Below are 12870 nucleotides of genomic sequence, written 5' to 3'. Positions count from 1 at the left end.
GACCGTAACGTCCGCGCATCTTCGCAGGGGTGCTCGAAATGTTGTTTCTGTCGGGATTTCTGGGTCTGCTGATGGCGGGTGCCACGGCGGGTCTCATGGTGGTTTCCTCCGACAATGAGGAGGATGAGCCACCGCAGGGTGATCCGGATGGCACGTCCATGGAGAGTGACGGCAACCTTCTTACCTTGGTCAGTGCCGGAGAGGCTTCGCCGGTACCGGTCGATCCCCCAGCGCCCGGACCGGAGGATGACATGACCTGGGGTGATGCGTCCGACGATGCGATCGCGGGGGCGGCGGGCGATGACCAGATCGATGGATATGGTGGCGATGACAGCCTGCTTGGCGGCAGCGGTGATGACGAGCTTCTCGGGGCGGCCGGCAACGATACGCTGCGCGGAGAGGCGGGGGCGGACACGCTGATCGGCGGCGACGGCGCGGATGTGCTCGCGGGTGGCGCGGATCCGGATTTCCTCTCCGGCGGGTCAGGGGCGGATCGGCTCTCTGGTGAGGCGGGGGGCGACACGCTGATCGGTGGCGTGGGAGACGATACACTCGCGGGCGGCACTGGGGACGATACGATGGTCGGAGCGGATGGCGCCGACACGCTGACCGGGGATGCCGGGCGCGACGAGTTGAATGGCAATGCGGGAAACGATCTGCTGCGCGGCGTCACGCTGCAGACGCGCGATCTGGGGGCGGCCGATGCCGATACCCTCAATGGCGGGGCAGGGGAGGATGTGCTCCTTGGCGGCTCCGGCGATTGGCTGCATGGTGGCGAAGATCCCGACAGCTTTGCGCTGAGCGACTGGATCGACCCGGCGACGCCCGCAACGATCGCCGATTACACGGCGGGCGAGGATCGGCTGGCCGTGATCTACGATCCGCAGGGCGCGGCCTTGCCGCAGATCAGTGTCGAGCCCTCGGAGGTTCATTCCGGTGCGGCGTGGATCCTGCTCGATGGGATACGGCTGGCCGAAGTGCTCGACGCGCCGGAGTTGAGCGCGCAGGACATCGCACTCTTCACGCCCGAGCAATTCGCGGCGCAACAGGCGGTAGGCGCTTTGAAATAAGGCTTTTCAACAGGCCGATTCGCGTCTATACGCGCGCATCTGTTCCGAAAGGGGCAGTCTATGGACCTTGCTGGACGACATCCCGGCTTGCGCCCGAACCCTCAATGTAAGGAGATCCCGATGTCGATCACTGTTGAAGACAAGAACGCGCTTATCAAGGAATACGGCACCAAAGAAGGTGACACCGGTTCCCCCGAAGTTCAGGTCGCAGTCCTGACCAAGCGCATCGCGAACCTGACCGAGCACTTCAAAGAGCACAAGAAAGACAACCACTCGCGTCGTGGTCTTCTGATGCTCGTCGCGCAGCGCCGCAAGCTGCTCGACTACCTGAAGGCGAAAGACGTCGCACGTTACCAGTCGCTGATCGAGCGCCTCGGCCTGCGTCGCTAATCCGCCTAGGATTGGAATTCGAAACGCCCGCGCATACCGCGCGGGCGTTTTCATTTGCGTAATTCCGTGTGAATTGCCTGAAATGACATGATTGGGCTCTGTTCCCATGATTGGGGAGATTTTTGGGCGAATGGCCTTCCAATGAAAAAACTTTGGTCGGTTCGACTTCTTGTCCTCCTGTATCGTCCGCTCCAAACGGGAAAACGCGCGCATCTGCCCTAGTTTGCAGATGCGGTAACAGGGAGGATACAAAATGCAGATCGGAGTCTGGATCAGCTTGGCACTGTATTTCGTGCTGATGCTGGCCATTGGGGTCTACGCGTGGCGCAAGTCCACGTCGAGTTCCGAGGAATACATGCTGGGCGGGCGCAACCTGCCCCCCGCGGTTGCAGCTCTCTCGGCAGGCGCATCGGACATGTCGGGCTGGCTGCTTCTGGGTCTGCCGGGCGCGCTCTTCGTGTCGGGCCTGACGCAAAGCTGGATCGGGATCGGTCTTTTCGTCGGTGCGTTCGTGAACTGGATCGTCGTGGCGCCGCGCCTGCGCGAGCAGACCGAGCGTTATGACAACGCGCTGACCATCCCGGGCTTCCTCGCCAATCGCTTCCCGAGCCACGCGACATTGCTGCGGATGGTTTCGGCGGTGATCATCGTGGTCTTCTTCGCGGTCTACACCGCGTCGGGTCTCGTCGGCGGCGGCAAGCTTTTTGCCAGCGCCTTCGGTGGCAGCTACATGACCGGGGTCATCCTCACGCTGGGTGTCGTTCTGGTCTACACGGTGATCGGCGGCTTCCTCGCCGTGTCGCTCACCGACTTCGTGCAGGGCTGCATCATGATGCTCGCGCTCGTCATCATGCCGATCGTGATCCTCACGACCGGTCAGGGCGACGGCGTGGACGCGGCTGCGAGCCGACTGAGCGATATCGACCCGAACTTCCTGTCGATGACGAACGGGCTGACCTTCGCGGGCTGGCTCTCGGCCGTCGCCTGGGGGCTGGGCTATTTCGGCCAGCCGCACATCATCGTGCGCTTCATGGCCGTGCGCTCGGTCGCCGATGTGCCGAAAGCGCGGAATATCGGCATGGGCTGGATGGCGATCTCGCTGATCGGCGCGATCTCGGTCGGGATCTTCGGCCGCGCCTATGCACAGCGTAACGGGCTCGACGTGCAGGATCCGGAGACGATCTTCATCATCCTGTCGAACCTGCTCTTCCATCCGCTGGTGACGGGCTTCCTGTATGCCGCGCTTCTGGCGGCGATCATGTCGACCGTGTCGAGCCAGCTTCTGGTGTCCTCCTCCTCGCTGACCGAAGACTTCTACAAGATCGTCTTCAACAAGGAGGCCTCGGACCGTGCCTTGGTGAATGTCGGTCGTCTCGCGGTGCTGGCCGTGGGGATCGCGGCGATCATCATCGCCTCGAACCCGGACAGCAAAGTGCTTGGCCTCGTCTCGAATGCCTGGGCCGGGTTCGGTGCCGCCTTCGGTCCGCTGATCATCCTGTCGCTGACGTGGAAACGGATGACGGGTCTCGGCGGCGTGGCTGGCCTCGTCGTCGGCGCACTGACCGTGATCGTCTGGATTTCGCTGGGCTGGGGCTCGTTCCTCTACGAGATCATCCCGGGCTTCATCGCGGCCTTCATCGCCATCATCGTGGTGAGCCTCGCAAGCGAAGATCGTGGCGAGTTCCGCCCGATCGAATGATCCTCGCGACTTGAGATGTGAAAGGCCCGTCCAATGTGGCGGGCCTTTTGCGTTAGTCCTTCGCGGCGCGTCTCGCGAGCCAGCCGACACTCAGCCCCTGCACCACGATCGAGAAGACGACGATCACGTAGGTGGCCGAGAGGATTTCATCCGTCCACTGCGAGTCCGGCAGGGACAGCGCGAGGGCGACCGAGATGCCGCCTTTCAGCCCGCCCCATGTCATCACGCGGGTCACGCCGGGGCCGAAGTTGCGGAACGGGCGCAGCGCGAGGATCGGCACCACCACCGCGACCAGCCGGCCGACCAGCGCTAGGCCGATCGAGGCGACCGACGTCGTCAGGATATCCGCGTCGAACCGGATCGCGAAAATCTCCACCCCAATCAACAGGAAAAGCACGGCGTTGAGTATCTCGTCCACCAGCATCCAGAAAGCGTCGACGTACTTGCGGGTCTCCTCGGACATGCCGAACCGCGCCCCGACATCTCCGATCAGAAGCCCGGCGCAGACCGCGGCGATCGGGCCGGAGACATGCAGGAACAGCGCCAGCTCATAGCCACCGAACGCGAGGCCAAGCGTCAACAGTACTTCCAACGAGGGGTCGTCGATGAGGCGCATCACGCGAAACAGCCCCCAGCCCATCGCGAGGCCGAGCGCCGCGCCGCCCACCGCTTCGCGGAAGAACAGGGTGCCCGCCCCGGACAGGCTTGAGGCTTCGGAGTGGCCGCTGGTAAAGGCGAGGCCCGAGAGGATCAGGAAGACCGTGTAGCCGACGCCGTCGTTGAACAGGCTCTCGCCCGAGATCACGGTCTCGAGCGTGCGGCGCAGATTGGCCGAGCGCAGTACGCCGAGCACGGCGACGGGATCAGTCGGCGAAATCAGTGCCCCGAAGGTCAGCGCGACCATGATCGGCGCGCCGGTCAGCCAGTGAAAACCGAAGCCCACCACAAGGGTCGACAGCACGACGCCGATTGTCGCCATCACCAGAACCGTCGGCCAGACCGCCCGCAGGTCCGACAGCTTCACATGCAGCGCCCCCGCGAAGAGCATCAGCCCCAGCATCCCGTCGAGCAGCGCTTTCGAGAAGTCGATGCTCTTGACGTAATCTTGTACCTGCTGCGCGAGGTTCAGCCCGAAAATGCGATCGACGATCATCAGTCCGATCGAGGTCATCAGAGCGACGATCAGAATCCCGATCGTCGGCGGCAGGCGCAAAACGAAGTGATTGATGACGCCGAACAACCCAGCGAGCACGATGAGGGCGGCGGCGAATTGCAGAACGGTCATGGGGCGGCTCTTGGCGTGATTGTCCGTTTAAGGTAGCCCGGAGCACCTCAGGGCAAGCGGCGCATGCCCTCCAGAGGGGCGCCGCATTGATCCCGAGATCGCGGGGCGGGGACTCTATTGGGCGGCGATGACAAGCTGTGCGAAGCCCTTCGCGCGGTAGCGGACGAACGCCTCCGGGCCCTTGGGGTCGAGGTCGTAAAGATGCGGACGCCCGGCAAGATAGGGGCGCCAGCGCTTTTCCGGCGTTTCGCTTATCAGCACATCGTGAGACTTCTTCATCTCGCACGCGAGGTCCTTGATCTTCATTCCCCGGCCTTCCTTGCTGTTCTGCGCGATGACCTGTCGGATCTTGTGGTCGAGTTGGCCGATTTTGCTTTCGGGCGGGGCCACCTCCTTCGGCTTGCTCTTCGGCAGGCCGATTTCGTGAAACACGGAGCAGCTTTTCCGAAACCCGGCGGGCGCCTTCTTTTCGCCGATGCCGATGACTTCAAAACCCTTCTCGCGAAGACGGGTCGCGAGATGCGTGAAGTCTCCATCAGAACTTGCGATCACGACACGTTCGGCCAAACCTTCGAAAGCGATCTCCAGCGCGTCGAGGGCAAGCAGCAGGTCGGACGCGTTCTTGCCGGTGCCCGAATGTATGAGCCGGATCGACGGCACGTCTCCCCAGTTCTTGATCTGCGCGATATCGCCATAGGCGCGCCGGATGAACGCGCCGGGTGCGAAGGATAGGATCTTCGGCGCGTGGCAGGCGGAGATGTTCTCGCCGTCGATGAAAAGGGCTGTGGGTTTGCTCATGGTCTCACAATGTTCAATCTTAATAACTACGGGCTGAGGATGGCGCGCCAATCTGGCCAGAATTGGGCGCGGGCCGTTTCCTTCCCCAAGGACTCTTTGCTTCCCAAACCCCTTCATTTCCTGTATTGGCAGGCCCATCTGAGACGTGACGCCTCGAGCCCCCGGGCGCGTGCAAGAGGATAAGGGGGCGGCGGCAATGGGGCCGCCATGCAAATCGGGAGACACGGGATACGCCTGTGAGAGCTCCCAGAAGGATACGCTGAATGTTCAACACCGTTAAAAAATCGATCCAGTGGGGCGAAGAAGAGCTCACGCTGGAGACCGGCAAGGTCGCACGTCAGGCTGACGGCTCGGTTATCGCCACGCTGGGCGAAACCTCCGTCATGGCCAACGTGACCTTCGCCAAGGAACCGAAGCCGGGTCAGGATTTCTTCCCGCTCACGGTTCACTACCAAGAGAAATACTATGCCGCCGGTAAAGTGCCGGGCGGCTTCTTCAAGCGCGAGGCCCGTCCGTCCGAAAAAGAGACGCTCACCGCGCGCCTGATCGACCGTCCGTGCCGTCCGCTCTTCGCGGAAGGTTTCAAGAACGAAGTGCTCGTGATGTGCACCGTTCTCTCGCACGACCTCGTCAACGAGCCCGACATCGTCGCGATGATCGCCGCGTCGGCCGCGCTGACGATCTCGGGCGTTCCGTTCATGGGCCCGATCGCCGCTGCGCGCGTCGGTTTCGCCGATGGCGAATACATCCTGAACCCCGAAGTCGACGACATGCAGAAGCTGCGGGAGAACCCCGAGCAGCGTCTGGACCTCGTCGTCGCGGGCACCAAGGACGCCGTGATGATGGTGGAATCGGAAGCTTACGAGCTGTCCGAAGCGGAGATGCTGGGCGCGGTCAAGTTCGGCCATGACGCGATGCAGCCGGTGATCGACCTGATCATCGACCTCGCTGAAGCCGCCGCGAAAGAGCCCTTCGACTTCCAGGCGCCCGACTACTCGGCGATGCTCGAGACCGTCAAAGCTCTGGGCGAAGAGAAGATGCGTGCTGCATATGCGATCTCCGACAAGCAGGAGCGCGTGGCCGCCGTCAACGCCGCCAAGGAAGAGATCAAGTCGCAGCTCACCGAAGAGCAGCTCGAAGATCCGACCCTCGGCACCGCGATGAAGAAGCTGGAATCGGCTGTTCTGCGTGGTGACGTCGTGAAGAACGGTCGCCGCATCGACGGCCGTGCGCTGGACGAGGTTCGCCCGATCGTGGCGGAAACCGGTCTGCTGCCGCGGACCCACGGCTCGGCACTGTTCACCCGCGGCGAGACGCAGGCGCTGGTCGTGACCACGCTGGGCACCGGCGACGACGAGCAGATCATCGACGCGCTGCACGGCAATTCGCGCTCGAACTTCCTGCTGCACTACAACTTCCCGCCCTACTCGGTCGGCGAAGTGGGCCGCGTCGGTTCGCCCGGCCGTCGTGAGATCGGTCACGGCAAGCTCGCATGGCGCGCGCTTCAGGCGGTTCTCCCGGCTGCGACCGACTTCCCCTACACGATCCGCCTCGTCTCCGAGATCACCGAGTCGAACGGCTCGTCCTCGATGGCGTCGGTCTGCGGTGGCTCGCTGGCAATGATGGACGCGGGCGTTCCGCTGAAGTCGGCCGTGGCGGGTGTCGCGATGGGTCTGGTGCTGGAAGAGGATGGCTCCTGGGCCGTTCTGACCGACATCCTTGGCGACGAGGATCACCTCGGCGACATGGACTTCAAGGTCGCAGGTACCGAGGAAGGCATCACCTCGCTGCAGATGGACATCAAGGTCGCCGGCATCACCGCCGAGATCATGGAGAAAGCTCTGGAGCAGGCACGCGCTGGCCGCATGCACATCCTTGGCGAAATGAACAAGGCGCTCTCCGCAGGCCGTTCGGAATTCTCCGCCCATGCTCCGCGCATCGAGACGATGACCGTTCCCACCGACAAGATCCGCGAAGTGATCGGTTCGGGCGGCAAGGTCATCCGCGAGATTGTGGAAGTCTCGGGTGCCAAGGTCGACATCAACGACGACGGCGTGATCAAGATCGCTTCGGCCAATGCCGAGGCCATCAAGAAAGCGCATGACATGATCCACGCTATCGTGGCTGAGCCCGAAGAAGGCCAGATCTACACCGGCAAGGTCGTGAAGCTCGTCGATTTCGGCGCCTTCGTGAACTTCTTCGGCAAGCGTGACGGTCTCGTCCACGTCTCCCAGATCGCCAACAAGCGCCTGAACCACCCGAGCGATCTGCTAAAGGAAGGTCAGGAAGTGAAGGTAAAACTTCTGGGCTTCGACGATCGCGGCAAGGTACGCCTTGGCATGAAGATGGTCGATCAGGAAACCGGCGAAGAGATCGCGCCGGAAAAGCGTGAAGAGAAAGCCGACTGATCGGTTTGATCCGCTAGACAATTAAAGAAGGCCCCGGAGCGATCCGGGGCCTTTTGCTTTTCGCGCTTCTGCGGGGCCGCGCGGAGAGGAAAAAGCCCCGGACGCTGCCGGGGCTTTTCCGCAAATGGAGTGGCTGGGCTCAGCCCTGCGCTTTCACAGTGCGCAGATAAGGCAGCTTGACGTCGACTTCGCCAAATTTCTCTTTCGCTTCCTCGGTCGACACTGAGAGGGCGACGATCACGTCCTGGCCCGGGACCCAGTTCGCGGGGGTCGCGAAGGGCTTGCCGTCGGTGGCCTGAACGGCATCGAGGGCGCGGATGATCTCGGCGAAGTTGCGGCCGACCGACATCGGGTAGGACATGGTCAGACGGACCTTCTTGTCGGGTCCGATGATGAAGACGGTGCGCACGGTCGCCGAGTCCGCCGGGGTGCGGCCGTCGGGCAGGTAGGCGTCGGCGGGCAGCATGTCATAGGCTTTCGACACGGCCAGCGAGGTGTCGTCGATGATCGGGAAATTCGCGGGCGCGCCGGCGACTTGCTCGATATCCGATTTCCACTTCACGTGCTTTTCGACGCTGTCGACCGATACGCCCATGACCTTGGTGTTGCGCTTTTCGAATTCGGGGGCGAGCTGCGCCACAGCGCCGAATTCGGTGGTGCAAACCGGGGTGAAGTCTTTCGGGTGCGAGAACAGGATGGCGTAACCGTCGCCGATCCAGTCGTGGAATTTGATCTCGCCAGCGGTCGAGTCGGCGGTGAAATCGGGAGCGGTGTCGTTGATACGCAGGCCCATGAAAAACCTCCTGTGTTTGCGTAAAATTACGTCTTTGCGGGATATAAGTCCTCGCCGGGGTCCATTCCAGCCAGTTTAGAATCTTTTCAAACTTGGGGTCTGCGACCTATCGTCAGGCCTTGCGCAGGGCCGAGAGTGGTGAAACGCTCTTGCGCAATATCTGTGTGCGGGAGGCTGAAATGATCGAGAAGCGGAATTTCTACATCGACGGGGAATGGGTGGCACCCAAGGCTGCGCAGGACTACGAGGTGATTGATCCATCGACCGAAGATCCCTGTGCAGTAATCTCGCTGGGCGATCAGGCCGACACGGACGCGGCAGTCGCGGCAGCGAAGGCGGCGCTGCCCGGTTGGAAAGCGGCCGACCCGGCAGAGCGGATCGCGGCGGTCGAGCGGATCGCCAAGGTCTATGCCGAGCGCGCCGAGGACATGGCGCAGGCGATCAGCCTCGAGATGGGCGCGCCGATCGATCTCGCGCGCAAGAACCAGTGGGGCGCGGGCGCCTATCACATCAAGAATTTCATCGACGCGGCGAAGGCGTTCGAGTGGGTGCATCCTTTGGGCGACGGCACGCCGGGCGCGATGATCGCCTATGAGCCGGTGGGTGTCGTCGGGCTGATCACGCCGTGGAACTGGCCGATGAATCAGGTGACGCTCAAGGTGATCCCGGCGATCCTCGCGGGCTGCACGATGGTGTTGAAGCCGTCCGAGGAAGCGCCGCTGTCTTCGCTGATCTTCGCGGAAATCCTCGATGCGGCGGGGCTGCCGAAGGGCGTGTTCAACCTCGTGAATGGCGACGGCGCGGGCGTCGGCACGCAGCTCTCGACCCATCCGGATGTCGAGATGATTTCCTTCACCGGCTCGACCCGTGCCGGGCGCGCGATCTCGAAGGCGGCGGCCGATACGCTCAAGCGCGTGACGCTGGAGCTTGGCGGCAAGGGCGCCAACCTGATCTTCGCCGATGCGGACGAAGATGCGGTGGCCCGCGGTGTGAAGCATTGCTTCCAGAACTCGGGGCAAAGCTGTAACGCGCCGACGCGGATGCTGGTCGAGCGTTCGGCCTATGATCGCGCGGTCGAGGTCGCGCGGCAGACCGCCGAAGCCACGCAGGTCGCCAGCCCTCGCGAGGAGGGCAAGCATATCGGTCCGGTCATCAACAAGGCGCAGTTCGACAAGATCCAGGGCCTGATCGAGACAGGCATCGCGGAAGGCGCGAAACTCGTCGCGGGCGGTCCCGGACGGCCCGAACATCTCAATCGCGGCTTCTATGTCCGTCCGACGGTCTTTGCCGACTGCGATCCCTCGATGACGATCATGAACGAGGAAATTTTCGGCCCAGTCCTGTCGATCATGCCCTTCGACAGCGAGGAGCAGGCGATCGAGGTGGCCAACGCCACGCCATACGGTCTGACCAATTACCTGCAATCGGGCGACGGCGCGCGACGCAACCGGCTGGCGCGTCAGTTGCGCTCGGGCATGGTCGAGATGAACGGTCAGGACCGCGGGGCGGGGGCACCGTTCGGCGGCGTCGGCTCCTCGGGCCGGGCGCGCGAGGGTGGCCGTTGGGGCATCGAGGAATTCTGCGACGTGAAGTCGATCTCCGGCTGGGCGGAATAAGGGGCGCTGCCCCTCTTGCCCTATCGGCCAATTCACCTGCCGATATTTTTATTGAGAAGAACAGGGGCGGTTGCGCAAGCGGCCGCCCTTCGACATGATCGCGCGGCTTTTGGAACGGGAGAATGAGATGAGCTTCACGCTGGCGACCTGGAACATCAACTCGGTGCGGCTGCGCGAGGGGCTGGTGCGCAAGCTGATGGAGGAAGAGGCGCCCGACGTGCTCTGCCTTCAGGAATGCAAGAGCCCGGTCGAGAAGATCCCGGTCGAGGGTTTCAAGGAACTGGGCTACACGCACATGATCGCGCGCGGCCAGAAGGGCTATAACGGCGTCGCGATCTTCTCGAAAATTCCGATGGAAGAGAACAGCGCCCATGATTTTGCCGATCTCGGCCATGCACGCCATGTCGCGGGTACGCTCGAGAATGGCGTCACCATCCACAACTTCTATGTCCCCGCAGGCGGCGACGTGCCGGATCGCGAAGTGAACGAGAAGTTCGGCCAAAAGCTGGATTACCTCACCCAGATGCGCGATCACTTCAAAGCGGAAGGGCCGAAGAAGTCGATCCTCGTCGGCGATCTGAACATCGCCCCGCGCGAGGATGACGTCTGGAGCCACAAGCAGCTGCTGAAGATCGTCAGCCACACCCCGATCGAAGTCGAGCATCTGCATGACGCGATGGAGGCGGGCAAATGGGTGGACATCACCCGGCAGGACATTCCCGAGGGGCTTCTCTATTCGTGGTGGTCCTACCGGGCGCGCGACTGGGATGCCGCCGACAAGGGTCGCAGGCTCGATCACATCTGGGCGACGCCGGACATCTCGAACGCGGCGCATGGCAGCCGGGTGCTGCGCGCCGCGCGGGGCTGGGAGAAGCCCTCCGATCATGCGCCGGTTTTCGCGACTTTCGATCTGTAATCGCTTGCGGCAGCGCGCCGCGGTCAAACGGGTTTGCGTTCGGCCCTTCCGAGGCCATATAGGAAAGCAAATCCTCCGCAATTTCGGGAGACGGACATGCTGGAACTGGGTGGCGGCGCCAAGGCCGCAAGCAAGAGCGAATACGTCACGGACGTGACCGAAGCCAACTTCATGGCCGAGGTGGTCGAGAAATCGCAGACCGTGCCGGTCATCGTGGATTTCTGGGCGCCGTGGTGCGGCCCGTGCAAGCAGCTCGGCCCGGCACTGGAAGCCGAGGTCGAAGCCGCGAAAGGCGCGGTCGTGATGGCCAAGGTCAATGTCGACGAAAACCAGATGATCGCAGGCCAGATGCGCGTGCAGTCGATCCCGACCGTCTACGCCTTCTGGCAGGGCCAGCCGATCGACGGTTTCCAGGGCGCGTTGCCCCCCTCCGAGATCAAAAGCTTCGTGGCCAAGCTGATCGAAGCGTCCGGCGGTGAGGCGGGCAACGGTCTGGGCGATGCGGTCGAGGCGGCGGAAGCCATGCTGGCCGAGGGTGCGGCGGAAGATGCGGCAGAGACCTTCGCGGCGATCCTCGAAGAAGATGGCGAGCTGGCGGAGGCCCATGGCGGCCTGATCCGCGCACGCATCGCGCTCGATCAACTGGATGCGGCAGGTGCAGCCTTGGCCGCGGTGCCGCCGAAGCTCGCCGACAGTGCCCCGGTAGAGGCAGCGCGCGCGCAGCTCGATCTGGCGAAACAGGCGCAATCGGCCGGTCCGCTCGACGATCTGAAATCCAAGGTCGAGGCAGATCCGAACGATCATCAGGCCCGCTTCGACTATGCGCAGGCGCTCTACGCGGCCGGGAACGCCGAAGAGGCCGTGGATCAACTTCTCGAGTTGTTCCGGCGGGATCGCGAATGGGAGAACGAGGCCGCGAAGACGCAGCTTTTCACCATTTTCGACGCGCTCAAGCCGAACGATCCGATCGTCGCAAAAGGTCGCCGTCGTCTGTCGTCGATGATATTTGCCTGAGGACTTGGGCGCGCTAGTTTCATCCGCATGATGAAGAAAGGCGACTTGCCCGAAATCCTTCCGCTTTTTCCGCTGCCCGGTGCGCTGCTGCTGCCCCGGGCGCGGCTTCCGCTGCACATCTTCGAGCCGCGCTATCTGCAGATGATCGAAGATTGTATGAAGACCAAGTCTCGACTGATCGGGATGATCCAGCCGATCAAGGGGCCGGAGGGGCAGAACCACCTCAACACGATTGGCTGCGCGGGCCGTCTGACCGGGTTTTCCGAGACCGAGGACGGACGCTACATGATCACGCTGTCGGGGATCTCGCGCTATCGCATCCTGCAGGAGGTCGAAGGCTTCACGCCCTATATCCGCGCCGAGGTCAGCTGGGCCGGGTTCGAGCGCGATCTGGGCCCGGCGGAGCATGACAACGGCTTTGATCGAGACGATTTTCTCGACCTGTTGTCCAAGTTTTTCCACGCCCAAGGGCTGGATACTGATTGGCAAACGCTGAAGGATGCCGATGACGAGTTGCTGATCAACTCGCTCGGGATGCTTTTGCCGCTGGAGCCCGAGGACAAGCAGGCACTGCTGGAGGCGCCCTGTCTGGCCACCCGGCGCGAAACCCTGGTGACCCTGATCGAATATGCGCTGCATGGCGGCGGAGAGGAGCGGTTGCAATGAGCGAAGAGACCGAGAGCGCACCGGCTGCGGAGAAACCGCTATTCGACCGGCACATGCTGGAGGCGCTCGTCTGCCCGCTGACCCATGCGGTGCTAAAATACGATGCCGAGAAACAGGAGCTGATTTCTCAGCCCGCGAAGCTGGCCTTCCCGATCCGGGGGGGCATTCCGATCCTCTTGGAAGACGAAGCGCGCCGGATCGACGAATAAGGCGCG

12 protein-coding genes are annotated in these 12870 nt (G+C 62.9%); 9 read left to right on the top strand and 3 right to left on the bottom strand.

The features are described 5' to 3' along the window. Positions 1-38 precede the first annotated feature (38 nt). The 3 genes from BMG03_RS18500 (at position 39) to putP (ending at position 3159) form a co-directional block, all read left to right on the top strand. Positions 39-1070, top strand: coding sequence for a calcium-binding protein (locus BMG03_RS18500; RefSeq protein ID WP_075776825.1), 1032 nt, complete (start codon positions 39-41; stop codon positions 1068-1070). 120 nt (positions 1071-1190) lie between these two features. Beyond that, positions 1191-1460, top strand: a complete 270-nt coding sequence (gene rpsO, locus BMG03_RS18495; protein ID WP_075776826.1) for a 30S ribosomal protein S15 — start codon at positions 1191-1193, stop codon at positions 1458-1460. A 253-nt stretch (positions 1461-1713) separates the two neighbouring features. Continuing rightward, positions 1714-3159, top strand: a complete 1446-nt coding sequence (gene putP / locus BMG03_RS18490) for a sodium/proline symporter PutP (RefSeq protein ID WP_075776827.1) — start codon at positions 1714-1716, stop codon at positions 3157-3159. 52 nt (positions 3160-3211) lie between these two features. On the opposite strand, the gene BMG03_RS18485 is transcribed toward putP, so the two are convergent. Both BMG03_RS18485 and BMG03_RS18480 read right to left on the bottom strand, forming a co-directional pair. Further along, the gene (locus BMG03_RS18485) at positions 3212-4444 is read right to left on the bottom strand and encodes a cation:proton antiporter (protein WP_075776828.1); all 1233 of its coding nucleotides are present in this window, start codon (positions 4442-4444) and stop codon (positions 3212-3214) included. Positions 4445-4558: 114 nt separating this feature from the next. Next, complete coding sequence (locus tag BMG03_RS18480) at positions 4559-5380, bottom strand: NYN domain-containing protein (protein ID WP_240496997.1); 822 nt, start codon at positions 5378-5380, stop codon at positions 4559-4561. 125 nt (positions 5381-5505) lie between these two features. On the opposite strand from BMG03_RS18480, the gene pnp reads away from it, so the two are divergent. After that, on the top strand, positions 5506-7650 hold the full coding sequence (gene pnp / locus BMG03_RS18475; RefSeq protein ID WP_075776830.1) for a polyribonucleotide nucleotidyltransferase: 2145 nt from the start codon (positions 5506-5508) through the stop codon (positions 7648-7650). Positions 7651-7789: 139 nt separating this feature from the next. Here pnp and BMG03_RS18470 read toward each other — a convergent pair whose 3' ends face one another. Next, on the bottom strand, positions 7790-8443 hold the full coding sequence (locus tag BMG03_RS18470) for a peroxiredoxin (RefSeq protein ID WP_075776831.1): 654 nt from the start codon (positions 8441-8443) through the stop codon (positions 7790-7792). 179 nt (positions 8444-8622) lie between these two features. Between BMG03_RS18470 and BMG03_RS18465 the strand changes: the two genes are divergently transcribed. The 5 genes from BMG03_RS18465 (at position 8623) to BMG03_RS18445 (ending at position 12864) form a co-directional block, all read left to right on the top strand. After that, on the top strand, positions 8623-10059 hold the full coding sequence (locus tag BMG03_RS18465) for an aldehyde dehydrogenase family protein (RefSeq protein WP_075776832.1): 1437 nt from the start codon (positions 8623-8625) through the stop codon (positions 10057-10059). A gap of 127 nt (positions 10060-10186) precedes the next feature. Beyond that, positions 10187-10975 (top strand): exodeoxyribonuclease III, encoded by a 789-nt coding sequence (locus BMG03_RS18460; protein ID WP_075776890.1) that lies wholly within the window; start codon positions 10187-10189, stop codon positions 10973-10975. 96 nt (positions 10976-11071) lie between these two features. Then, positions 11072-11989 carry a thioredoxin family protein gene (locus BMG03_RS18455; protein WP_075776833.1) on the top strand — a complete coding sequence of 306 codons (918 nt, stop codon included), beginning with the start codon at positions 11072-11074 and terminating at the stop codon, positions 11987-11989. Between the two features lie 27 nt (positions 11990-12016). Continuing rightward, complete coding sequence (locus BMG03_RS18450) at positions 12017-12655, top strand: LON peptidase substrate-binding domain-containing protein (RefSeq protein WP_075776834.1); 639 nt, start codon at positions 12017-12019, stop codon at positions 12653-12655. Continuing rightward, positions 12652-12864, top strand: a complete 213-nt coding sequence (locus BMG03_RS18445; RefSeq protein ID WP_075776835.1) for a Trm112 family protein — start codon at positions 12652-12654, stop codon at positions 12862-12864. Before BMG03_RS18450 ends, BMG03_RS18445 begins: the two co-directional genes overlap by 4 nt. Positions 12865-12870: the final 6 nt, after the last annotated feature.

Source organism: Thioclava nitratireducens, from assembly GCF_001940525.2.
Lineage (GTDB): Bacteria > Pseudomonadota > Alphaproteobacteria > Rhodobacterales > Rhodobacteraceae > Thioclava > Thioclava nitratireducens.
This window is presented reverse-complemented; position numbering and strand designations above follow the sequence as displayed.